Source organism: Polynucleobacter antarcticus, assembly GCF_013307245.1.
Lineage (GTDB): Bacteria > Pseudomonadota > Gammaproteobacteria > Burkholderiales > Burkholderiaceae > Polynucleobacter > Polynucleobacter antarcticus.
On record NZ_CP028941.1, the window covers coordinates 337,806 to 361,943 of the forward strand.

General features: G+C 45.8%; 24 protein-coding genes, 2 tRNA genes and 1 pseudogene. 14 read left to right on the forward strand and 13 right to left on the reverse strand.

Going from position 1 to position 24,138, the window contains the following annotated elements:
• The first annotated feature begins 144 nt into the window (after positions 1–144).
• From DCO16_RS01895 to DCO16_RS01905, 3 genes are read left to right on the forward strand one after another with little or no spacing between them, the layout of a single operon-like run.
• Complete coding sequence (locus DCO16_RS01895) at positions 145–435, forward strand: type II toxin-antitoxin system RelE/ParE family toxin (RefSeq protein WP_173942092.1); 291 nt, start codon at positions 145–147, stop codon at positions 433–435.
• A 5-nt stretch (positions 436–440) separates the two neighbouring features.
• A complete protein-coding gene (locus tag DCO16_RS01900) occupies positions 441–746 on the forward strand; it encodes an addiction module antidote protein (protein ID WP_173942093.1) in 306 nt (101 codons plus the stop codon).
• Between the two features lies 1 nt (position 747).
• A complete protein-coding gene (locus tag DCO16_RS01905; RefSeq protein ID WP_173942094.1) occupies positions 748–942 on the forward strand; it encodes a hypothetical protein in 195 nt (64 codons plus the stop codon).
• Here the strand turns inward: DCO16_RS01905 and nadB are convergent.
• The 6 genes from nadB to DCO16_RS01935 form a co-directional block, all read right to left on the reverse strand.
• Positions 939–2,600, reverse strand: a complete 1,662-nt coding sequence (nadB, locus tag DCO16_RS01910; RefSeq protein WP_173942095.1) for an L-aspartate oxidase — start codon at positions 2,598–2,600, stop codon at positions 939–941. The two genes, DCO16_RS01905 and nadB, sit on opposite strands and share 4 nt — an antisense overlap.
• 2 nt (positions 2,601–2,602) lie before the next feature.
• A complete protein-coding gene (gene mazF, locus DCO16_RS01915; protein ID WP_173942096.1) occupies positions 2,603–2,944 on the reverse strand; it encodes an endoribonuclease MazF in 342 nt (113 codons plus the stop codon).
• Positions 2,944–3,186: an AbrB/MazE/SpoVT family DNA-binding domain-containing protein gene (locus DCO16_RS01920; protein WP_173942097.1), complete on the reverse strand. Its 243-nt coding sequence runs from the start codon at positions 3,184–3,186 to the stop codon at positions 2,944–2,946. The genes mazF and DCO16_RS01920 overlap by 1 nt, the downstream gene beginning before the upstream one ends.
• Positions 3,187–3,304: 118 nt before the next feature.
• Positions 3,305–6,190, reverse strand: a complete 2,886-nt coding sequence (fdhF, locus tag DCO16_RS01925; protein ID WP_173942098.1) for a formate dehydrogenase subunit alpha — start codon at positions 6,188–6,190, stop codon at positions 3,305–3,307.
• Between the two features lie 17 nt (positions 6,191–6,207).
• On the reverse strand, positions 6,208–8,022 hold the full coding sequence (locus DCO16_RS01930) for an NAD(P)H-dependent oxidoreductase subunit E (RefSeq protein ID WP_173942099.1): 1,815 nt from the start codon (positions 8,020–8,022) through the stop codon (positions 6,208–6,210).
• A 190-nt stretch (positions 8,023–8,212) separates the two neighbouring features.
• A complete protein-coding gene (locus DCO16_RS01935; RefSeq protein ID WP_173942100.1) occupies positions 8,213–8,437 on the reverse strand; it encodes a hypothetical protein in 225 nt (74 codons plus the stop codon).
• 454 nt (positions 8,438–8,891) lie between these two features.
• On the opposite strand from DCO16_RS01935, the gene DCO16_RS01940 reads away from it, so the two are divergent.
• The 4 genes and pseudogenes from DCO16_RS01940 to DCO16_RS01955 form a co-directional block, all read left to right on the forward strand.
• Positions 8,892–9,173 (forward strand): transposase, encoded by a 282-nt coding sequence (locus tag DCO16_RS01940; RefSeq protein ID WP_173942101.1) that lies wholly within the window; start codon positions 8,892–8,894, stop codon positions 9,171–9,173.
• 35 nt (positions 9,174–9,208) lie between these two features.
• Entirely contained in the window at positions 9,209–9,718 is a 510-nt protein-coding gene (locus DCO16_RS01945; protein WP_173942102.1) for a DDE-type integrase/transposase/recombinase, read from the forward strand.
• Between the two features lie 49 nt (positions 9,719–9,767).
• A protein-coding gene (locus DCO16_RS01950; protein ID WP_173942103.1) for an IS3 family transposase occupies positions 9,768–10,903 on the forward strand; the annotation gives its coding sequence in 2 pieces (ribosomal slippage) (positions 9,768–10,014 and positions 10,014–10,903; 1,137 coding nt in all).
• A 19-nt stretch (positions 10,904–10,922) separates the two neighbouring features.
• Positions 10,923–11,153: pseudogene (locus DCO16_RS01955) on the forward strand (integrase core domain-containing protein); the annotation flags it as partial.
• Between the two features lie 134 nt (positions 11,154–11,287).
• On the opposite strand, the gene DCO16_RS01960 reads toward DCO16_RS01955, so the two are convergent.
• On the reverse strand, positions 11,288–11,674 hold the full coding sequence (locus DCO16_RS01960; protein WP_173942104.1) for a hypothetical protein: 387 nt from the start codon (positions 11,672–11,674) through the stop codon (positions 11,288–11,290).
• A gap of 114 nt (positions 11,675–11,788) precedes the next feature.
• Positions 11,789–13,294, reverse strand: a complete 1,506-nt coding sequence (locus DCO16_RS01965) for an outer membrane protein (RefSeq protein ID WP_173942105.1) — start codon at positions 13,292–13,294, stop codon at positions 11,789–11,791.
• A 147-nt stretch (positions 13,295–13,441) separates the two neighbouring features.
• Between DCO16_RS01965 and DCO16_RS01970 the strand changes: the two genes are divergently transcribed.
• Entirely contained in the window at positions 13,442–13,669 is a 228-nt protein-coding gene (locus DCO16_RS01970) for a helix-turn-helix domain-containing protein (RefSeq protein ID WP_217426680.1), read from the forward strand.
• Between the two features lie 86 nt (positions 13,670–13,755).
• Here the strand turns inward: DCO16_RS01970 and DCO16_RS01975 are convergent, their stop codons facing one another.
• The 3 genes from DCO16_RS01975 to acs all read right to left on the reverse strand — a co-directional run bounded on the left by DCO16_RS01975 (position 13,756) and on the right by acs (position 16,570).
• Positions 13,756–14,265, reverse strand: coding sequence for a hypothetical protein (locus DCO16_RS01975; protein ID WP_173942107.1), 510 nt, complete (start codon positions 14,263–14,265; stop codon positions 13,756–13,758).
• 193 nt (positions 14,266–14,458) lie between these two features.
• Positions 14,459–14,549: transfer RNA gene (locus tag DCO16_RS01980), tRNA-Ser, on the reverse strand.
• A gap of 47 nt (positions 14,550–14,596) precedes the next feature.
• Complete coding sequence (gene acs / locus DCO16_RS01985; protein WP_217426681.1) at positions 14,597–16,570, reverse strand: acetate--CoA ligase; 1,974 nt, start codon at positions 16,568–16,570, stop codon at positions 14,597–14,599.
• 209 nt (positions 16,571–16,779) lie between these two features.
• On the opposite strand from acs, the gene DCO16_RS01990 reads away from it, so the two are divergent.
• Genes DCO16_RS01990 through DCO16_RS02010 form a run of 5 tightly spaced genes read left to right on the forward strand, consistent with a single transcriptional unit; the run spans position 16,780 to position 20,957 of the window.
• Complete coding sequence (locus DCO16_RS01990) at positions 16,780–18,303, forward strand: fumarate hydratase (RefSeq protein ID WP_173942109.1); 1,524 nt, start codon at positions 16,780–16,782, stop codon at positions 18,301–18,303.
• Complete coding sequence (gene murI, locus DCO16_RS01995; protein ID WP_254598074.1) at positions 18,261–19,148, forward strand: glutamate racemase; 888 nt, start codon at positions 18,261–18,263, stop codon at positions 19,146–19,148. Before DCO16_RS01990 ends, murI begins: the two co-directional genes overlap by 43 nt.
• A 2-nt stretch (positions 19,149–19,150) precedes the next feature.
• The gene (locus DCO16_RS02000; protein WP_254598075.1) at positions 19,151–19,843 is read left to right on the forward strand and encodes a TonB family protein; all 693 of its coding nucleotides are present in this window, start codon (positions 19,151–19,153) and stop codon (positions 19,841–19,843) included.
• 5 nt (positions 19,844–19,848) lie between these two features.
• Entirely contained in the window at positions 19,849–20,541 is a 693-nt protein-coding gene (locus DCO16_RS02005; RefSeq protein ID WP_173942111.1) for a MotA/TolQ/ExbB proton channel family protein, read from the forward strand.
• Positions 20,542–20,543: 2 nt separating this feature from the next.
• A complete protein-coding gene (locus tag DCO16_RS02010; RefSeq protein WP_173942112.1) occupies positions 20,544–20,957 on the forward strand; it encodes an ExbD/TolR family protein in 414 nt (137 codons plus the stop codon).
• 11 nt (positions 20,958–20,968) lie between these two features.
• On the opposite strand, the gene DCO16_RS02015 is transcribed toward DCO16_RS02010, so the two are convergent.
• A complete protein-coding gene (locus DCO16_RS02015; protein WP_173942113.1) occupies positions 20,969–21,379 on the reverse strand; it encodes a hypothetical protein in 411 nt (136 codons plus the stop codon).
• A 66-nt stretch (positions 21,380–21,445) separates the two neighbouring features.
• Positions 21,446–21,536: transfer RNA gene (locus DCO16_RS02020), tRNA-Leu, on the reverse strand.
• Positions 21,537–21,667: 131 nt separating this feature from the next.
• Here DCO16_RS02020 and DCO16_RS02025 point away from each other — a divergent pair.
• Positions 21,668–24,133, forward strand: a complete 2,466-nt coding sequence (locus tag DCO16_RS02025) for a penicillin acylase family protein (protein WP_173942114.1) — start codon at positions 21,668–21,670, stop codon at positions 24,131–24,133.
• The last annotated feature ends 5 nt before the right edge of the window (positions 24,134–24,138 follow it).

A 24,138-nucleotide genomic window follows, 5' to 3' on the forward strand; every position in this document is an offset into this window, starting at 1 on the left:
GTAGTCGACAATGCATTATGGGTATCTGCTTGGATAAGCAGATTGGGAATATTTATGTAGTCACATTCGCCCACAAAACCTCTTTGCAAGTCGGTTTAATTAACCATAATCATAATAATTGTATCCAGAAGGATACAATAGGGTATGATAGAAATCAGGAAAACAGCTGACTTTAGTGCCTGGCTTGACAGCCTTTTCGACTTAACAGCAAGAGCAAAAATTCAGGCAAGAATAAAAAGAATAAGTGAAGGAAATGCAGGTGACAGCAAGTCGGTTGGAGAAAAAGTCTTTGAAATGAAAATTGATTTTGGGCCAGGCTACCGTGTTTACTTCACGAAGCAGGGGAAAATAATCATCATTCTTTTAATTGGTGGCGATAAAGACTCGCAAAATAAGGATATTAAGTTTGCTCAACGTTTAGCAAAAAACTTATAAATACAATGAAAAAAACAATCACTACCCCATATGATGTTGCGGATCATCTTCGTACTCCGCAAGAAATGGCTGCGTATTTAGAGGCATGTATTGAAGAATCCAATGGAGATCCAGCATTTATTACAAAAGCACTTGGTGATATTGCTAGAGCCAAGGGCATGACTCAGGTTGCAAAAGATGCAGGGCTTTCAAGAGAAAGTTTATACAAAGCCCTCTCGGGTGACCACAGCCCAGGTTTTGACACCATTCTTCGCGTGATGCATGCTCTCGGGCTCAGTTTTCATGCTGTACCAAGTTATAAAAAAGTCTGACATGAATCAACCTAATGAAACCCATGAATGGGTTGACCCAGATGATGCGCCTGAAGCTGATGAGGCATGGTTTAGGGATGCTCATCTTTATATTGGAGACACTCTTATCAAAAGAGGGATTGGGCGCCTACCCATTAAGAACACAAAAGAAATATTGAGCTCTAGACTTGATACCGATAACTTAGAGCCAGATTAGGTTTCTGGGCTTTCAGAAGTACCCTCAGCCTGCGGGGTCAGGATGGTCGGATACGACACTGCCCATGTTCCAGGGTAATCTCGGCTGTAGTGTAGTCCCCTGCTCTCTCGACGCATTAGGGCGGAGCGCACAATCAGCTCTGCACACTCTAAGAGATTTCTGAGCTCAATTAAATCTCTGCTCACTTTGAAGTTTGCGTAATACTCTTGCACCTCATATCTCAGCAACTTAATACGATGTAGTGCGCGTTCAAGGCGTCGGTTGGTTCTCACAATGCCTACATAATTCCACATCAGAGATCGTAATTCATCCCAGTTATGGGCGATGACCACTTGCTCATCGGCATCTTCTACTTGACTCTCATCCCAGAGCGGTAGCTTTGGCATAGCAGGTATTTTGATACTTCCAATATCTTGAGCAGCGGCCTTACCAATCACAATGCACTCTAGTAATGAATTGCTAGCCAAACGATTGGCACCATGAAGGCCGGTGTAGGTGGCTTCGCCTACTGCATACAGTCCTGGTAAATCGGTATGCCCTTTAAGATCTGTCACTACGCCCCCACAGGCATAGTGTGCTGCAGGCACTACTGGGATAGGCTCTTTTGTAATATCTAAGCCCAAGGTCATACAGCGTGCATAGATCATCGGAAAATGTTCCTTGATAAACGCCTCACCCAAATGCGTGGCATCTAGGTGGACGTAATCAATGCCATGCTTTTTCATTTCAAAGTCGATAGCTCGGGCTACGATATCGCGCGGCGCTAACTCATGACGCTCATCATGCTCAGGCATAAAGCGGGTGCCATCAGGTAACTTCAATAAGCCTCCCTCACCGCGCATCGCTTCCGTAATTAAGAAGGTGCGATCACTTGGGTGATACAAGCATGTCGGATGAAACTGAATAAATTCCATATTGCCAACCCGGCAGCCTGCACGCCAAGCCATGGCAATGCCATCACCCGTAGCGGTATCTGGATTACTGGTGTAGCGGTATACCTTACCAACTCCGCCAGTAGCCAACACCACGGATTTAGCTTCAATAGTTTCAACACGATTATTTTTAATATCGAGGGCATATACACCGTAACAACGGTTGGGTTTGTTGCGCTTTGTTTTTGCATCTAACTGTCGATTGGTAATGAGATCGAGTGCAATCCAATGCTCTCGTAATTCAATATTGTGATGAGCACGTGCTTTATCGAGTAAAACCTCATGAATAGCTTTACCAGTAGCATCTGCAGCATGCGCAATGCGACGGTGACTGTGCCCACCTTCTCGAGTCAGATGCAATCCCATCGGACCATTTTTATCAGCAGTAAAAGGAACGCCTTGCTCCACCAACCAACGAATCGCTTCAGCACTTTCTTCGGCAATATAGCGCGCAGTGGACTCGACGACTAAACCCGCACCCGCATTTAAGGTATCTGCCACATGAGAATCAATACTGTCATGCTCTTTATCGACCACACCAACAATGCCACCTTGAGCCCAAGCGGTTGCTGCCTCCCCAAGACCCCGCTTGGCCATGATGATGACGGGCTGGGTTTCAGCTAGGTGGAGCGCAACGGTTAAGCCTGCTAAACCTGCTCCAATAATGAGAACAGGTAGCTCAGCTTTAGTGTCCGAGGTGCTTTGTGGGGCTTTTGAGCTAGTCATATTTAGGAGATTAATAACAAAGCTTTTGCCTTGCTTCTCACTTCTGATAGCGTGAATGCACTCACTTTGTTTTTGAACTTTGCCTTTCTCACCTTCCAATCTAAGGACTTCAATTGATCAGAAAGAATTGCGGAGTCAATACCGTCCATCTCTATTAACACTTCAAAAGGATACCCTTTAATTTGTGTGGTGAGCGGGCAGCAAATCATAAGATTGGTTTTTTTATTGTAAAGCTCAGGAGTTATCACCAAGGCAGGGCGACGACCAGCTTGTTCGTGACCAGCTTGCGGATTGAATTCCAGCCAAACGATGTCTCCTGCATCAGGGACATAAGCCTTCACCATTAAAGCAACTCTTTTCCGACCGATTTACCAAAGTCAATCTCATGATGACTGTTTTTTGGCGTCATTCCCGCGAGTAGATCATGAAGCTGATACTCTAACTGCGTGATTGGCTCAATAACAATACGGCCTTTTTGGACTTTTACAGAGACGAGTTGATCAATATTGAGATGGGCAGACTTCATGACGGCCGTATTCAACCGTAAGGCTGGGCTGTTACCCCATTTTTTAATGATTGTTTGCATGAGCGCCTTTTTAAACTGAATGTATCTAGAATGTATCTACATTGTATCTACATTCACGATCTAGAGCAAGATCCAAAAACCCCCACTGTAAAGGTGGGGTTGGATAGTCATGAGTTGATCAGGCGGTAATGTGCTGTTTAGAGTCGTTAGTTCCGTAACCTATCGATACAGGCGCTTTACCACCCTTAGTCAGCTTCACTGCGCAGTATTTAAACTCCGGAATTTTTCCAAATGGATCTAGGGCAGCATTGGTAATCAGATTGGCAGCTGCTTCGTAGTACGCAAACGGAATGAAAATCACACCCTGCGGAGTACCATCATCTCGACGTACATGAATACCTACATCACCACGGCGAGACTGAACAGTAATCACATCACCAGCGACAACACCTAACTGAGTCATATCCTCACCATGCATAGATGCTGTTGCAAGCGGCTCAATCGCATCTAAGACGGTGGCACGCCGCGTCATACTACCAGTGTGCCAATGCTCTAACTGACGACCCGTAATTAATACAAAGGGATACTCTGCATCTGGGCGCTCATCGGCATGAATAATATCTGCTGGAACTAATTTTACTTTTCCGTCGGCAGTAGCAAACTGGTCATCAAAGACAATTGGGCGACCTGGGTCTTCTGCAGATAGACAAGGATACGTCACACTAGATTCTTTTTCGAGACGCTCCCAAGTAATGCCATTAATCGCTGCATGCATGGCTTGACGCATTTCATCATAGACGGCAGCTACACCGGCATCCGGGCCTGCGTAATTCCAATTCAGACCCATCTTCTTGGCAATTTCTTGAATAATCCACAGATCTGGCTTGGCATCACCAGGAGGATTAATCGCTTTTTTGCCCATCTGCACCATACGGTCGGTATTGCTTGCAGTACCTACCTTCTCAGGCCAGGCGCTGGCTGGTAATACAACATCAGCCAGTAAAGCGGTTTCTGTCATAAAAATATCCTGCACTACCAGCAGCTCTAAAGAGGCTAGCGCATGACGTGCGTGATTTAAATCTGGGTCACTCATCGCCGGGTTTTCCCCTTCGACATACATGCCTCGAATCTTATCGGGATCACTATCAGGCGCAGTGATCTTATGCATAATCTCGACGACCGTATAGCCTGGCTTCTTATCTAGCGGGGTATCCCAGAACTTTTCAAACCAGGCATGTGCTGTAGGATTATCTACGCGCTGATAGTTGGGGAACATCATCGGAATCAAACCGGCATCACTAGCGCCTTGCACATTATTTTGACCGCGTAGAGGATGCAACCCAGAGCCGGGCTTACCAATTTGGCCAGTAATGCTGACTAACGCAATGAGGCAACGGGCATTATCTGTTCCATGAACGTGTTGACTCACGCCCATGCCCCACAAAACCATCGCTGATTTTGTCGTCGCAAATTCTCTCGCTACTTCACGCAAGGTCTCTGCCGGAATACCGCAAATAGGTGCCATCGCTTCAGGGCTATAGCCCTTGATATTCTCTTTAAGTGCTTCAAAGTTATTCGCACGATGGGCAATAAAGTCTTTATCTGCTAAACCTTCTTCAATGATCGTATAGATCATGGCATTGAGCATCGCTACATCAGTATCGGGCTTGAACTGCATGGTGCGCCAAGCATGTTTACCCATATCAGTAATACGAGGATCACACAACACAATCTTCGCACCCCGTTTAGCCGCATTCTTAAACCACGTCGCTGCTACGGGATGATTGGCTGTAGGATTTGAGCCAATCAAAAAGATCATGCTCGAGTGCTCTACATCATTGACCTGATTACTCACTGCGCCAGAACCCACACCCTCTAAGAGCGCAGCTACCGATGATGCATGACAAAGACGGGTGCAATGATCGACGTTATTACTACCAAAGCCCGTACGCACTAATTTTTGAAAGAGGTAAGCCTCTTCGTTACTACCTTTAGCTGAGCCAAAGCCCGCCAATACCTTATTGCCATATTGGTTTTTGAGTTTCTTAAAGCCGCCGCCAGCAGCTTCTAGTGCCTCTTCCCAAGTAGCTTCACGGAAAATGCTAGACCAGTCTTGCGGGTTCTGAGTCGCATTCTCATCTTTAGGAACGCCTGTCTTACGAATGAGGGGCTTAGTAAGGCGTTGGGGGTTATGGATGTAGTCCATTCCAAAGCGCCCTTTAACGCACAAGCGATTATGGTTAGCAGGGCCATCACGCCCTTCTACACTCACAATTTTTTCATCTTTAACGTTATAGGTAATTTGGCAACCTACGCCACAAAATGGGCATACAGAATCTACCTTGCGATCCACTATTTGTGAACCAATCAGACCCTTAGGCATGAGCGCACCTGTAGGGCATGCCTGTACACATTCCCCACAAGCTACGCAAGTACTGTCACCCATAGGGTCATTCAGATCAAAAACAATTTCACTATGACTACCCCGCATGGCGTAGCCAATCACATCATTGACCTGCTCTTCACGACAAGCGCGTACGCAACGATTGCATTGAATACAAGCATCTAAATTGACAGCCATCGCTGGATGGGATACATCACTCGCCACCTTCTCACGGCGCAACGCTTTCAGTTCTGGTCGTACAGTGACATCCATCCGTGTTGCCCAAGTACTCAGCTCACCATGTTGGTTTTTTTGCTCTTCGGCTTCGCTATCCCCAACCCACTTAAAGCCTTCATCTGGCATATCGGATAACAACATCTCAAGGATCAACTTTTGACTCTTCACAGCACGCTCACTTTGGGCTTTGACTTCCATACCCGGCGTAGCGCTTCTGCAGCAACTTGGCGCTAAGGTGCGCTCACCATTAATCTCTACAACGCAAGCACGGCAATTACCATCAGCGCGATAACCGTCTTTAAAGCACAGATGCGGAATATCAATCCCATGACGTTTAGCTGCCTTGAGAATAGTCTCCCCTTCATAAGAAATGATGGTTTGTCCATCTAACTTGAATTCAACTATTTGCAGTTGCAATTCTTTAGCATTTACTGGTGCGTTCATATTTTTTATTGACTCAGTTACGCAACTTCTTGCGGGAAATATTTTGCAATACAGCGAATGGGGTTTGGTGCGGCTTGACCCAGCCCACAGATCGATGCATCGACCATCACAATCGCTAAATCATCTAAGGTGTCTTGATCCCATGATGGAGCTTGCATTAGTGTGGCGGCTTTACCGGTACCAACGCGGCACGGGGTACATTGGCCACAACTCTCATGTTCAAAAAAGTGCATCACGTTTAAGGCCATATCACGCGCTTTATCTTTGTCGCCAAAGACCATCACGGCTGCCGATCCAATAAAGCAACCATAGGGTTGCAAGGTATCAAAGTCAAGCGGAATAGCATTCATCGTGGCAGGCAAAATACCGCCGGATGCACCGCCCGGTAAGTAACCGTAAAACGCATGACCCTCTTGCATACCACCACAGTACTCATCAATCAGCTCTTGGATCGTGATACCTGCTGGCGCTAACTTCACACCAGGGTTCTTCACGCGCCCACTGACACTAAAGCTGCGCAAACCTTTTCGATCATGGCGACCAAAAGAACTAAACCACTCTGGACCGCGCTGCACAATATCGCGGACCCAGTACAGGGTCTCAAAGTTGTGCTCAAGGGTAGGGCGACCAAATAGGCCAACTTGCGCAATATAAGGGGGGCGCATGCGGGGCTCACCGCGCTTACCTTCAATACTTTCGATCATGGCGGATTCTTCCCCGCAGATATAGGCACCTGCGCCACGACGCAATTCTATTAAGGGTAATTTAAATGGTGGATTAGCCTGTAATTTTTTGAGTTCTAGCTCAAGCAATTCGCGGCAGCCATGGTATTCATCACGTAAATAAATGTAGCAAGCATCAATGCCTACTACGCTAGCGGCGATCAGCAAACCTTCTAAGAAGCGATGGGGATCGCGCTCCAAATAAGTGCGGTCTTTAAATGTGCCTGGCTCACCTTCATCAATATTGACTGCCATGAGCTTTGGCGCGACTTGGTCTCTCACGATGCGCCACTTGCGCCCCGCCGGAAATCCTGCACCGCCTAAACCACGCAGGCCTGAGCTCTCCATAATCTTGATAATGCTTTCACTATCCAGCGCATTACCTACTTTGGATTCAAGAATCTGTTTTGCTAAAGCATAACCCCCATTGGCTTTGTAGGCTTCATAACCTACATAGCTTGGAGAAATTGCTTGGTTATCGCCTTGTTGAGAGACGCCTTGTTCAGTAAAGGTCGCAGGATCAAAACTGCCATCGTCTTTCGCTAGAGGATGCGTAGTCATCTGATTGTTGACTGCAGCAGCCACTTTATCGGTAGTCGCAAATAGCACAGGGTATTGATGAACTACTACTGCTGGCGCTTGTTCACAGCGACCAATACACGGCGCAGCAATCACTTTCACTTTTGGATTACCTAAGATGCCGGGCAGCTTAGCCAGTAGATTTTGGGCGCCAGCTAATTCGCAGGCGATGCCATCGCAGACACGAACAGTAATATCGGCTACAGGATCGTTACCACGCACGACTTCAAAGTGGTGATAAAAAGTGGCCACTTCATAGACTTCAGCCATGGGCACATTCATTTCTTTTGCCAAAGCCACTAAATGGCGATCATGTAAAGCGAGATACGCATCATTGAGTTTATGTAAATGCTCAATTAACAAGTCGCGACGGTGTGGCGCCAAACCAATAAGCTGGCGCACTTCAGCTACAGAGACATCATCGGCTTGGCGGCCCTTTAACTTACTCTTGCGACGAATGGTTTCCCTTAAGTCATCTGCCGTGGCTAGGGCAATAGCCTTGACTTCGTTCGAGGGCTTGGGGTGATTCATGGTGTCTAGTCTCTAGTTTCTGGTCGCACTAATACAAGTAATAGAAAACAATGCTTGCAACCCCAATAAAGGTAGGGGCACCTTTTGACTATATAGAGGAGCAAGCAAAATCATCCTGTGATTTTGAGTTATTTCTCTCAGCAAGTCCTTGACGGCGCTCAAGGGATTAAAACTAGGGTTTACCCTTATATTAGATCACAGAGGGAGAAGGTTTATCGCCAGGCGGCAAGGAGTAATCGAGTTTGCGCTCATAAACACGTGATTTGAAGCAATCCTGATAGCCTTTACTACCGATCTGCCAGCCTATCGATGTGCAGTCATCCGAAGCGGCTGACTCAATGGAGCCACAGCCAGATAGCGTTATGGCTGCACAGATAGTGAGTACAAAAAGAACTAGTGATTTAAATGATTTCATAACACAAGTCTACTTGATTCTGACCTCAAGTTCGAGAGGGGCGTCCTCTTTTGCGGCGCTGACTGACTTAACCTCCTTCAAAGTCATGCGATCTCCAAGGCCTGGTCCATTTTGACCATCAGATCAAGCGCTATCTTTGCCCGTTGATTGGCCAATGTTTTTAAGTTCTCATCTGCAAGCTAGAGCCAACTGTGGATGAGTAAATTTCAAGCGCTTGCGAGTCTCACGCACTAAGAGACCTAAATCTAGAGAGTTATGTATTTGTGTACTCATTAATATTTCCTGATCGGGAAATATTATTGCTCCCTACAACTTCCAGCTTACTCTGACCCCACCATCCAGGTTTACTGATAATGTGCAGATTTATTGACACCAGAGGTGAACTGACCTGATTTTTAGTACCACTCCTAAAGAGAGGATTTTTGATAATCTTCACCCTAAAGGAGTACTAAACATGGCCAAAGGTCAACGTCTCAAACCCGAGCAAATCGTCACCCTGTTACGCCAAATTGATGTTTTGACAACGAATGGCAAAACCCTTGCCCAGGCCTGTAAAGAAGTGGGAACGGTTGAGCAAAGCTACTATCGCTGGAGAAAAATGTACGGCGGTATGCAGGTCGATCAAGCTCGCAAGTACAAAGATTTGGAGCTAGAGAACACCCGGCTCAAGAAGCTAGTAGCGGACTTATCGCTACGAGAAGTGATGCTCAAGGAAGTCATTAAGGGAAACTTCTAAGCCCTACTAAGCGTAAGACAGCTGCTCAGGTGTTGATGCAGAAATACTCAACATCAGAGCGCTTAGCTTGTGAATTAGTAGGGCTCTCCAGAGCAGCTTATCGCTACATGCCCTTACCAAGAGATGATGAGACGCCGCTACGAGCAGAGGTGGTCCGTATGGCAAGCACCTACGGTAGATACGGTTATCGGTTTATTGCCAGCATGATGCGCAATGCTGGTTGGAGCCAAGCGACTACTAGTAAAGTAGCTCGCATCTGGCGTGAGGAAGAGCTCAAGATCCCACAAAAGCAACCCCCTAGGGGTAGACTCTGGCTAAACGACGGAAGCTGCATGCGCTTATCGGCCACCCATCCCAATCATGTGTGGAGCTACGATTTTGTGTTTATCAGAGATGCTTATGGTGGCAAGATCCGCATGCTCACCATGATCGATGAGTACAGCAGAAAGTGCCTCACCATCCACTGCGCTAGACGGATTGGATCGGTTCAAGTGATTGAGCAACTCGCAAACGCCATGGTCATCGGTAATCGTCCCCTAGGTTAACTTGATTTAAAAGTAGAATTTCTATGTAGTTTGATTTAAAGGAAATTCTATGAAGACCTCCCGATTTACCGATAGCCAAATCATGGCCATTCTCAAGCAAGCCGAATCTGGCGTGCCAGCCCCAGAACTGTGCCGTGAGCACAATATTAGCGTTGCTAGCTTCTATAAATGGCGCTCTAAATACGGCGGCATGGATGCTTCTATGATGTCCCGCGTAAAGGAGTTAGAGCTTGAAAATGCCCGCCTAAAGAAGATGTACGCCGAAGTCCAACTCCAGGCAGATATCTTAAAGGAAGTTTTGCAAAAAAAGTAACTCGGCCATCTCGCCGCCGTGAGATGGCCAGCCAAGAAGTAAAAAGGGGTCGTATGAGCATCCGCTTAGCGTGCGATACCTTTGTCATTAGCCAGACCTGCTATCGCTATAGCCCTAAGCTGTCTTCTGACAATGCCCTTATTGCCGATTGGCTGATCCGTCTTACTCACAATCAACGCAACTGGGGCTTTGGTCTTTGCTTCTTATTTTTGCGTAACGTGAAGGGATTTACCTGGAACCACAAGCGGGTTTACCGGATTACGACCAAGGGAAGTCCCTTTAGGGATAAGGAACTAGAGCTTAATCTACGGATTAAACCCCATAAACGCTTAGTTCGGGAAAAGCCTTTACCCTTAGCTGTACCTCAAGGCATTAATGACACTTGGTCGATTGATTTTATGCATGACCAACTTCATGATGGCAGAACCATCCGCCTTTTTAATGTGATCGATGACTTTAATCGAGAGGCCTTAGCCATTGATATTGATTTTTCTATGCCCGCAGTACGAGTGATCCGGTCACTCGATCAGATCATTGAATGGCGTGGCAAGCCCTTAAAAATACGCTGTGATAATGGCCCCGAACTCGTAGGAAACATCCTGACTGCATGGGCTGCTAAACACCAAATTGAGATGAGTTATATCCAACCAGGTAAGCCACAGCAAAATGCTTATATTGAACGCTATAACCGCACCGTGAGATATGACTGGCTTAATCAATACCTCTTTGAATCGATTGATGAAGTACAAGACTTTGCAACCAAATGGATGTGGACCTACAATCACGAAAGACCCAATATGGGTTTAGGAGGAATTACTCCTAAACAAAAACTAGCACTTGCAGTACCAGCCTCTACTTTTAGCTTAGGTTAAAAAGGGGAGGATTACCATCCCAGGCAGTCCTTGGGAGAATGGCTTTTGTGAGAGCTTTAACGGGACCTTTAGAGATAACCTATTGGATGGAGAGATCTTTTATAGCTTAAAAGAAGCCAAAGTAGTCGTGGGTGAGTGGGTCAAGCACTACAACCAAGTAAGGCCTCATAGTGCTTTAGGTTATAGACCGCCAGCACCCGAAACCCAAGTACCTAGAATCATCCAAAACCAACCGAGTTTATTGCAATGATTTACTATAGAAAAACTCTCTCAAGTAGTGGACCTAAATTGACAGCAGTTCAATCCTGGGCCCTTAGACCTTGGTGTATTTTTTTGGTTAATTCAATACTTAACCATTCAAATCTCACATAATCCTACGATTAGCTAACGAATGATTGAAGATGGGCACACTTCCGCAGCGCCAACACTCTGAACAACATTTCCACCCACGCATTGATAGAAGCAATTTCTGTATGCCCCAGAAACAGAATTTCCCTTATTGAAGCAAACTTGACCATTGTCAAAGGGCCTTACGTTACTTGGTTGGGTGTAATTTCTGCCGTAATTTGGATTATTCATTAAGCCTTGTGATACGCCTTGTAACTGCGAAATCCCCTCGCCTTGCTGTCTATAAATCTCAGCGGCATATACCTGGCAATTTAGCCCCCTGGCCTGCGCCTGTCTAAAGGCCTCATTTAGAGTGTTGGAGTTCATCAGAGGAGGCTTTAGTAAAACCGCCCTACAGACATTAAAGTCCGTGGCTCTTTGCATAGACTGAGGAGTTGCGCAACCATAAAGAATCCAAATAACAAAAAATAAAAAGAAGCTGTAATTACGTTTCAGAAGATCACTTATCATTTGTTGAGGTGCGCAGGTATGCTCTCACTAGAATCTGAGAGATACCTTTAATCCTATCTCTGTGGTCACATTCGAAGGCTCGTACGCATATGCAGGGTAGGCAACCCCTCCAACCATGACATTGTAATAATTCGTAGTTGATTGGGCGATATTCCAATAGTTCATATATGGTCCTATTGACCAGTTTTTCTCACTATACATAACTGATAATCTCAATCCATACCCTGTATTTTGATTATTTGTTTGATTGGGATAGGAGACATTTCCCCCGTAGTACCCATTGATAACTGAAAGGTCCGATACCTGAGTACCTTTAATTAAATAATCAAACTCAGCGGTAGTCTCCAGCTTTCCACTCGATCCAATTGGCATACGATGAATAGCACCAATTGGGATATATTGATAGGTACTCTCTCTCTGATAAGCAATTGCACCAGTAGATGTTGAGGAGCCAGAGGTGCCATTTACTAAATGTCTATAACCCAGGCCTGTGTATGGCGCTATTACAAAATTATCAAACTTCAAATCAATACCCGCTAATGCTCTGGCGTCATAGTACCAATTAGGATCGCCCGCACTTATCCCGCTACCAAAATAATTTGCAGGGCCGTTTGCATATCTTAAATCGGCCTTAAAAAAAACATCGCCTCCAAATGCATATATCCCGGAATAATCAATACCGACCATTGTCGATTGAATGGCAACAGAAAGGGATGGCTCTGTATATCTGTATGTTGAAAGCGTAAAACCAAGCTCGTTACTAGTTTGAGTGCTTAAAGAGGAATTATCGTACTCAGAACGAAACAGGCTTAAAGGACTTTTATTTACATTTTCTTGCCCGCCGAACTGATATCCCACTCCTGCCAAAATATTATATGAGGTAACCGAATAGTTTCCAGAGAATGTATACGGCATTGCGCTAAGCGTACCGTTAACTACCCTACTTTGACTTCCATAATTAAAATAGTTTGCCTCTCCAAATGCATACCATCCATTGAAAATCTGTCTTTTATATCCTAGCCCCAAGGAATAGCCAGTCATACTTTTTGTCGATGAATCTAGCTGAAAATCAGCGCCTGTAAATCCAATTTTTCCATATAGGGCAGACTCTTCAGATAAAAGCACAGTTGGCGAAAGAAATATATTGTAAGAATTTAGCAATTTATAAGTGCCAGAAATCTTTTTAAAATTTCCTGCATAGGTATCGTAATAACTATTGGTAAATTGATAGGAAGATCCTTGTCCCGATAGGACTGAATACTCAACTCCCAAGCCAAGTAAAAAATTACTACTTATGCTGTGGTTAAAACCAGCAGCTGCAGTTCCAGTAAAGTTACTAGTTGTAGAACCAAACCCAGAATCTGGTATTCGGCCGAATGTTGTATTTATATTATTATTGGTAAATGCGGGCGCACTACTTGCGTAGCCGATACCTAATTGACCATAAACTCCCTCAAAAGATTGCGAGTGTGAGATGTTGCTAATAGCCAAGCCTAACAGCACTAATAATGCGAAGAAAAGACGATTAATCATAAATCCCAGAGATTAAATTTGAAGTTTAAAAAATTAAATCAGTGCGGTCAGGCTTATTCCTGTTATTTTTTATAAGTAACTCCTACTATAGTGGGAAGACATTGGATAGTCAAAACTTAACAATCCTCGGTAATGCACGAGGAAAAAATGGATGTCATTGGCGCTTTTGGGGAAACACTCAGAAAACTGATGCTTAAGCATGGCTTCACACAAGAGCAGCTAGGCTTTGAAGCTGGATTAAGGAGAACTTTTATAAGCTCCCTTGAACTAGGCGACAAACAACCTTCCCTGGTAACTATTCAAAAGCTGGCAGTGGTTTTTAACTTGTCCATATCTAAATTTCTTGCTGAAGTAGAGAAAACGCACCTTAAATAGGTGGTTATGGTTGAGTGCAGTTTGCCAGTAAAGCCCTTGTATAAATAAGGGGGCCTCTTTTAGGGATGCTATTTAAGAAATTCCAGTCAAACTCGGCTGGACCTGAAAAAAAGGTCTCTCATTTCGTCTTCCATCCTAGCGTCCACCTTCCAGATCAAGGTTTCTAGGCAAGTTGTTAGCTTAGGATTAAAGAGGAAATTCAGTATTTCAAGAATCTCCCCTTCAGGAAGGTTTCCTCGTAAGCAAGCATAGTGTGTGAAATCAAGGGTTTTGATTTTATGGCGCTCAATCGCCACAAACAAATCAGTAATAAGCTTAAGGGTTGTTCCGTGGCCCTTGGTCCTCGGAACAAGGAAGAGCATCATCTCAGGGCCATCTAAGGCTACGACCTTATTACTTAAATTGCAGCTCTGCACCAATTCCTCAGTCAACACATCCCTCCACTCGGGGCTAGAGGCATAGCCTCTAAGAATCGTGAAGCCATTCCAATTAGCGGTTACTGAGATGGCATCAACATCTGTTAACTCCTCAAGATTCAAGAATCTCGGCCGACCTTCGACCATGCGAAGTCCAGTAGGTCTGATCAAAATTTCCATGATTCCATTACTTTAACGATTAATGTTCAACACTTTCGATATGCCAAACATAAAACTAAGGTACAAAAAAAATATGTAAATACAGTTTGTTTATATTGGATTACAAATGGGTACCAATGCGGGTACTAGGGAAAATATAGGCAACAAAATACCCAGTAACTCGTTGAATTAACTGGGTTTTTTGAATAATACCTGGCGGAAGAGGCGGGATTCGAACCCGCGGTAGGCTATAAACCTACGCACGCTTTCCAGGCGTGTGACTTAAACCGCTCATCCACCCTTCCGGTAACCATTGATTATACGATTAACAAAAGGGTGTGCGTCTATTTGCTTATAGCGCCTCTTTGAGCTGCTCCAGGATCGCTGGGTTCTCTAGAGTAGAGGTGTCTTGCGTAATTTCTTCACCTTTAGCAATCACCCGCAATAAGCGGCGCATGATCTTGCCAGAGCGAGTTTTAGGCAAGTTATCGCCAAAGCGCACATCCTTTGGTTTAGCAATTGGGCCAATCTGCTTGCCTACCCAATTACGTAACTCTGTTGCTATTTTCTTAGCATCATCACCTGTTGGGCGTCCACCCTTAAGCACCACAAACACACAGATGGCCTCACCCGTTAATTCATCGGGGCGCCCTACTACGGCTGCTTCTGCAACTAGCGGATTAGCCACTAAGCAAGATTCAATTTCCATCGTGCCCATACGGTGACCAGAGACGTTCAAGACATCATCAATTCGGCCAGTAATCGTGAAATAGGCAGTGTCCTTATTGCGAATTGCGCCATCGCCCGCTAAATACAATGTGCCGCCTAACTCTTCTGGGAAGTAAGACTTCACAAAACGATCGGGGTCATTCCAAATATTGCGAATCATGGAAGGCCATGGACGCTTGACTACCAAAATGCCGCCCTGGCCATTAGGCACATCGGCTCCTGCCTCATCCACAATCGCCGCCATAATACCTGGCAATGGCAATGTGCAAGATCCAGGAATCATCGGCGTCGCGCCCGGCAATGGAGAAATCATATGGCCACCGGTTTCGGTTTGCCAGAAAGTATCTGCAATCGGGCAACGTGAACCACCAACATTCTCGTAATACCACATCCAGGCTTCAGGATTAATTGGTTCGCCCACTGAACCCAAGAGGCGCAATGAGGATAAGTCGTAACTCTTAGGATGTACTGCCTCATCATTACTGGAGGCTTTGATCAAAGAGCGAATAGCGGTTGGTGCTGTGTAAAAAATCGTCGCTTTGTGTTTTTGAATCATGTGCCAGAAACGACCTGCATTCGGGAATGTAGGTACGCCTTCAAACACAATTTCTGTTGCCCCTACGGCGAGCGGACCGTAAGTAATGTAGGAGTGACCCGTTACCCAACCAATATCAGCCGTACACCAGAAAATATCCTCGGGCTTAATGTCAAAGGTCCACTTCATAGTGAGAATAGCCCATAGCAGATAACCACCCGTGGAGTGCTGCACACCTTTTGGCTTACCGGTTGATCCAGAGGTATACAGAATAAATAATGGATGCTCAGCACTTACCCACTCTGGCTCACACGTCGTTGACTCATTAGCAACTACATCGTGCATCCAACTGTCACGACCTGCCGTCATTGCTACATTACCGCCTGTACGTTTGTAGACAATGACATTCTTAATTTTTTCACAGCCACCTAGCGTCAGTGCTTCATCCACAATCACCTTCAGTGGCAATGGCTTGCCACCACGTAATTGCTCATCACCCGTAATGACCGCACACGCACCCACGTCCACAATGCGCTCTTGCAATGACTTAGCAGAGAAACCTCCAAAGACAACCGAGTGAATCGCCCCAATGCGTGCGCACGCTTGCATAGCCACAATGCCTTCGATCGACATGGACATATAAATAATGACGCGATCGCCTGACTTAATGCCCATCTTGCGTAGCGCATTTGCCATTTTGCAAACACGCTCGAGCATCTCTTGATAAGTCACATTACTGACCGTACCGTCATCCGCCTCAAAAATGATCGCGGTTTTATTGCCCAGGCCTTTTTCAACATTAATGTCTAGACAGTTGTAAGAGGCATTTGTAGTGCCATCTTCAAACCACTTATAGAAAGGCGCTTTAGATTCATCCAAAACCTTTGTAAAAGGCTTTTTCCAGTAAATATTTTCATTGGCTAAACGCGCCCAGAAACCGTCATAATCCTTTTCAGCCTCGGCACATAACTTGTTATAGGCTTCCATACTAGGAATAGCAGCACCCTTTACAAAGTCAGCAGGTGGGTGAAATACGCGATTTTCTTGCATTAATGCTTCCATACTGTGTAGCCCTCTATTGAATAATTAGTGCTTATTTTCTACCAAAATCAAGCAGAATCAGGAGAATCTGCCCCAACAGCTAATAAGATAAGCGAAAACACAGTGGTTTTGCTCTATGGCAAACCCTTAAAATAGCAAAAACATCAATGCAACATCAACTCAATATCAACGCAAGATCAAAATCACCTCACTCTATTAAGCCTATCACCATGACCCAAATTAAACAAAATGACCTGATTCAAAGCGTTGCCGATGCCTTCCAGTTCATCTCCTACTACCACCCCAAAGACTTCATCTCCGCCTTGGGTAAGGCCTATGAGCTAGAGCAAGGGGTTGCCGCCAAGGATGCTATTGCCCAAATTTTGACCAATAGTCGGATGTGTGCCGAAGGCCACCGCCCCATGTGTCAAGACACTGGCATTGCTGTGGTCTTCCTAAAAATTGGTATGCAGGTCCAATGGAGTGATGCCACGATGAGTGTTTCAGACATGGTTAACGAGGGTGTTCGCCGCGCCTATATGAACCCCGACAACCCCTTACGTGCCTCGGTACTCCTCGATCCCGCGGGCAAACGTAAGAACACGGGTGATAACACTCCAGCGGTAATTCATTATGAAATCGTCCCAGGGGATGGTGTAGAGGTCATTTGTGCTGCCAAAGGCGGCGGTTCTGAGAACAAAGCCAAGATGGCGATGCTCAACCCTTCGGATTCTATTGTGGACTGGGTAGTCAAGACTGTGCCAACTATGGGTGCAGGCTGGTGCCCACCAGGTATTTTAGGAATTGGTATTGGCGGTACTCCAGAAAAAGCCATGCTGATGGCCAAAGAGTCGTTAATGGGTCCGGTAGACATTCAAGAGCTGATCGCCCGTGGCCCACAAAATCGCGTGGAAGAATTGCGCTTAGAAATTTTTGATAAGGTCAATAAGCTTGGTATTGGCGCCCAAGGTTTAGGTGGTCTGACTACCGTCTTAGATATCAAGATCATGGACTACCCAACCCATGCGGCTTCTTTACCTGTTGCCATGATTCCAAACTGCGCCGCTACGCGCCATGTGCACTTTCATTTGCATGGTGATGGCCCTGCCAAGCTTGATATTCCTTCATTAAGTGATTGGCCCGATGTGACGTGGACACCAGATACCAAAAAATCGAAACGGGTGAACTTAGACACCCTGACACCTGCCGAAGTAGCTGCTTGGAAGGAAGGCGACACCTTGCTCTTGAATGGCAAAATTTTGACCGGCCGTGATGCCGCGCACAAACGTATCCAAGACATGTTGGCCAAAGGAGAAGCGCTCCCCGTCAGCTTTAAAAACCGGGTGATCTATTATGTAGGCCCAGTCGATCCAGTTGGCAATGAAGCGGTGGGGCCAGCAGGTCCGACTACCTCCACCAGAATGGATAAGTTCACAGAGATGATGCTTTCACAAACGGGTTTGATTTCCATGATTGGAAAAGCGGAGCGTGGACCAGTAGCGATTGAAGCTATTAAGAAACATAAATCTGCTTATCTGATGGCTGTGGGTGGCGCTGCTTATTTAGTCTCCAAAGCTATTCAAACTGCTAAGGTCGTTGGCTTTGCTGACTTGGGCATGGAAGCTATTTATGAATTCGATGTCAAAGATATGCCTGTGACTGTAGCGGTGAGCTCTGCAGGCATCTCCATGCATGAGACAGGCCCCAAAGAATGGCAAGCGAAGATTGGCAATATTCCAGTCACGATTGCTTAAGTCAATTACCATTTTTTAGAGCGGCTTATTCTTTGGCACTCATCGGCGTATTTGATTCTGGGGTAGGCGGCTTATCCGTGTTGGATGAGGCGCTACGTCAGCTTCCAGAGCACCGTTATATTTATCTCGCCGATTCTCTACATGCCCCCTATGGTGAGAAATCTAGTGAGTGGATTGCCGCTCGGAGCCTGGAGCTGTGCCACTATTTAGTAGCTCAAGGTTGTGATGCCATTGTGATTGCTTGCAATACCGCCACGGCACAAGCAATTGCTCAGATCCGCTCTGCACTTCCGCATATTCCAATTGTGGGAGTGGAACCAGGAATAAAACCAGCAGCAATGCAATCGGCCAATGGTGTGGTTGGTGTACTGGCAACAGAAGCGACGCTCAAGAGTGATAAGTTCAATGCCCTACTGGCAACCCTGCCCCATCACTGCCAATTTATTAAACAAGCGGGCGCTGGTCTCGTACCCCTGATTGAAGCAGGTCAAGCCAATAGCGAAGCTACCTTAGAGTTACTCGCTGAGCACCTCATACCGATTCAAGAGGCAGGTGCAGATACCCTAGTGTTAGGATGCACCCACTATCCCTTCTTAAGAAAAGCCATCCGCAAATTACTAGGTGATGCCATTAACCTGATTGATACTAGTGAAGCCGTCGTGCGTCAGCTCAAAAGAAGTTTGCTACTGCAAGATACTTCGATAGCTGCTGACGATGTGGCAGGATCAGTGCAATTTATTAGTAGCAAAGACTCGGAAGTATTGCTCAAAATGGCGCATGAACTGATGCAGTCAGATCTCAGTACGCACCGCACAAAATCCATCACAGTGAGTACCTTTCATTGAAGATGCTGCTATCCAAACTGAGTACGCGTCTGCCTTTCAATCCGGCAGAGCGCATCATCATCGGCATAGTCATTATTTTGCACCTACTCTTTTTAAGAGGCTTTGAGAGTGGTATGAAACCGGATAGTGACACCAGTGCAGATGACGCTAGAGTGATGGCGAATCTGGTGAGTCCAGAAGCTTCTAAACAACCGCAAGCTGCTCCGGCACCGCCTCCACCTCAACCTAAACCTAAAACAGAGCCCCAGAAAAAAACGGTGGATGAAAAATCCACGCAAGCACCCACTCCACCACAAGCTCAGCAGCAAACCAGTACGCCACCCACACCACAGCAGTCTAAAAGTGACCAGATGCCCAATGCAGCGGTTGCCCCTTCCACTAACGCGGGATCAAGCGGCACGCCTATTCAGACTGATATTGGTAAACTGGTTGTGGTGTATCAGCCCGATGCAGATGCTTACTACCCCTCTTTCTCCAAGCGATCTGGAGAGCAAGGTGAAGTGGTTGTGAGGCTGATTATTGATGAAAATGGCAATGTTGAGGATGTTGCATTATTACGCTCAAGCTCTTTTCCACGCTTAGATCGAGCAGCAACCGACATAGGTCGGCGTTATCGTTTCAAACCATTTGTAGTAAATGGTGCACCTGCCAGAATTTCTACTAACCTGTTAATTAAATTTAATTTAAAGAATTAATCATTATGAATACACCATTTGGCTTATTAAATTTATGGCTTGAAGGCGATAACATTATTCGCTTTGTAGCTATTGTGATGTTGGTATCCTCGATTGTGACCTGGGTCATCTTGCTTTCGCGTTCTTGGGATCTGCGTAATCTACGAAAATTTAAACCAGAGCTCGATCAATTTTGGCGCGCCACTTCCTATGAGCAAGGTCTCCAGGGGTTTACTAACCCTGCCAACAATCCTTATTTCCATATTGCTAAGGCAGCTAGTGGTGCCTCAACCCATCATCAAAGTCAATCTAGCAACCATCGTGAGTTGTTGCAAACGCTAAACTATTCAGAATGGATGGCCAGAAGCATCAAGAATAGTATTGATGGAGTAGCTGCAGGACTGCAAAAGGGTATGACCTTTTTAGGTTCGACCGGTGCTACAGCGCCATTCGTTGGATTATTTGGAACGGTCTGGGGCATCTACCATGCCTTGATCGCCATTAGCAGCTCTGGAAGTGCACAAATCGACCAAGTGGCTGGCCCGATTGGAGAAGCACTCATCATGACGGCTATCGGCTTAGCAGTAGCGATTCCCGCGGTATTAGGTTTTAATGCGCTCAATCGCGCCAATAGATTGCTGGTTGCAGACCTCAATCGCTTTGGTAATGATCTACTGGCTTATTTTGTAACTGGTGCTCGCGTCAAGTCCGGAGAATAACGATGTCTTTTAATCTGCAAAACGATCAAAACGAAGAAGGCATCATGGCAGAAATCAATATGACACCGATGGTGGATGTCATGCTGGTTCTACTGATTATTTTTATGATTACCTTGCCCGTGATTCAGCAAGCGGTCAAAGTGGAGTTACCAAAAGCCAATAGTGTTCGTAATGAGGTCAAGCCTGAGTCGGTGCAACTCACGATTGATGCCAAAGGCCAGATATTTTGGAATAGCACCCCTATTACTCTTGATACCTTTGGTGGCTATGCAGAAAAAGCAGCTCAAAAAGAACCGCAACCAGAGATTAATTTACGTGCCGATAAGTCAGTGAAATATGAATATGTTGCGCAAGTACTTGCTGCATCGCGCCGTGCTGGCTTGACTAAATTAGGTTTTGTTACCGAACCTGATTAGTTCACCATGTACTACTTCATTACCGTACACTGCTCTTGATAGGTCCTAGTCCCACCACCTAGTGTGGCAGAGAGTATCCCGCCAGTGATCGTTTCTACTTTTCTAAGCTGACCAGTTTGTCGATTCAGATGAATGGCGGTCACTACGGAACCAGCTCCATATTGCATGCCATCAAACACCTCAGGCAGAAAGCTTGCCTTGATTGAGATCAACACCGTAGATTCTGTAATGAGGACATTTTGAACCGATTGCTGCCCCACTTCATCAGCACGATCTAGGTCACGTCCATCTAAAAACACTTTCGCTTTTTGCCCTTTGCTTGCAGGTGTAACTTGTAACTCATAGGTCTCAATGTAATTGCGCTCCGAGCGCTCACAAGTAAAAGTGAGGGGCATTGCTGCAACACTGAAGCCTGAGATCATAAGCAAGAAAATAACAGAGAGTGTTTTTATCACGATCTTGGAATGAATTAAAAGATACAGTCTGATTGGTGCCCGAGGCCGGAATCGAACCGGCACGCCCCTTTCGGAAAGCGACAGATTTTAAATCTGTTGTGTCTACCGATTTCACCACTCGGGCCCGCACGAGCAATAAAGCCGTACTCAATACATCAAGACAAATGATTTTAGCATGTACAGGTGTCCCTGGGCTTCAAGTCCTGTTTAGCCAAGCTTTGCCTCCCGAATAGGCAAACCCACTACACTATTCCCATGAAAATCTTCCCCCCTAGAGCGGGTCTTAAAACCTTACTCAAGGGAACCCTCTGGCTGCTGTCTAGCCTAGTTTTGCTGTCTATCATTGCTGGGCTCATATACCTCTTATCAGCCCAAACAAGTATTTCAGGTAAGCGCACCATCAAAAATCTGGGTGACTCTGTTGAGATCACGTTTGATGCGAGTGATATTCCCCACATTAAAGCGAAAACTGCCGCTGATGCCTTATTTGCCTTGGGTTACTTACATGCCAGCGAACGCTCTTGGCAAATGGAAATTAATCGTCGTTTAGCCAGTGGTCGTCTTTCTGAAATCCTCGGCAAAGATACGCTTTCTATCGATCGCTTTATTCGTACATTGGGCATTAAGCGCGCTGCTGAAAAGCAATTTGAGCGCTACCCTATTGCTAGCAAACGATTATTGCAAGCCTATGCTGATGGGGTGAATACTGGGAACGCCCATTTAGGCTGGGCTTTACCACTGGAATACCTTTTAGCGGGCTCTAAACCAGGTCATTGGTCTCCTACAGATAGCGTCGCATGGATGCTGATGATGGCACTAGATCTTGGTGGCAATTGGCAAAAAGAATTACTACGTCTTGAACTATCGCAATTCCTCACTACTAAACAAGTATGGGAAGTCATGCCTGCCTATACGCCGGGTGAGCCAGTCAGCAATATCGATTTTGCCAAGATGTATCGCGATCTGAATGTCTTTAATCCTGAAGTACTTACTAGGGATCAGAAATCTAAAAAGCTTCCCTCCACAGAGCTATCCCTGTTTGAGATCCCAGGCGGTAAAGAGGGCTTGGGCTCCAACAACTGGGCGCTCAATGGCAGGCTCACGAGTTCTGGCAAACCTCTACTAGCGAATGATCCGCATCTCGGCCTATCGGCACCAGCAATTTGGTATTTTGCCCATTTGGATGCCCCCGGCCTGAATGTCATAGGCGCAACCCTCCCTGGAATACCAGCAGTAGTTCTGGGTAGAGCAGAAAAATTTGCTTGGAGCTTTACGAATACTGGCCCAGATGTACAAGACCTCTATCTTGAACAACTTGACCCCAAGAATCCTGGCTCCTATCGTGGTCCAGAGGGTCCACTCACCTTTACTGTACGCCAAGAAATTATCGACATCAAAGGTCAGCCACCCTTACGCTTTTTGGTAAAGGAGACGCGGCATGGCCCTGTGATCTCAGAATCTTATGCGCGGGCTAAACGAGCGATTGATACAGACCGATTTGTTTTAGCCTTACGCTGGACAGCGCTGGATCTTGAAAATCAATCCGTTGTGGGTTTGTTAGAAATGAATCAGGCAAAAGACCTGGATACTTTTACAAAATCCTTACGCAAAAATTATGCGCCTATGCAAAACGTGGTGATGGCGGATACAGAGGGCAATATTTCTTATCAAGCGGCTGGGGTAGCGCCTAAGCGTATCCTACATCAAGGCTTATACGGCGTAGCGCCAGCACTGGGCTGGGAAAAGCAATACGACTGGTCAAGCTATATTCCATTTGAGCAGTTACCGAATAGTCACAATCCTGACTCAGGTTGGATTGCCACAGCCAATCAGAAGATCTTGGCAGCCAATAATCCTAATCCACTCACTGGCGATTGGGAATTACCCACTCGCTATGACCGCATTGTGGATCTCATCAAAGCTAAACCTACCCATGATCTCGCCTCCATGAAATCCATGCAGGCAGATACGCTCTCCTTAGGAGCTACACCATTATTGGAAGCCTTTAAAGCTGCGCAGTCAAAACATCCCTTAGCACAACAAGCAATCAGCTTAAGTAAGCACTTTGATGGTGATATGAAAGTGGATAGTATCGGCGCATTGATTTTTAATGCCTGGGTTGATCAGTTAACCCGCAATCTTTTTTCACGTTTAAGTTATCTCTTTACTGAGAACTATGGTTCGCGTAGTTTTAGAGATGCCCTGACCATACAAATGCAAAATCCTAACAGCCTATGGTGTGATGATCTGGCTACTGAAGTTATCGAAACGTGTGCGGATGCATCAAATGCTGCATTAGGTCAGGCCTTGGAGCAACTGAGTAGGCAGTTTGGCAACAACCCGCAAGATTGGTCTTGGGGGCAAGCCCATACTGCGATTTCAGAGCATAGGCCATTGAGTAAAGTACCGATGCTAAATAGCGTATTTAATCTCGTCCAACAATTTCCAGGTGATAGCTTTACTATCAACGTCGGACGACTAGAGCTCCTAAAATCTCAGAACCCTTTCGAAACCAAGCAAGCCCCTAGCTTACGCGCCCTATATGATCTGGCGGACTTAGAGCAATCTCTATTTATCTATCAAACAGGTCAGTCCGGCTGGGTTCAAAGCAAGCTTTATCGCAATATGAGCCCACTCTGGGCTAAGAATGAATACCTCGCTCTGCAAATGAGGCCCGATAGAATCAGCAGAAAGCTGGAGCTCAATAGTCCACAAAGATAAGTTGA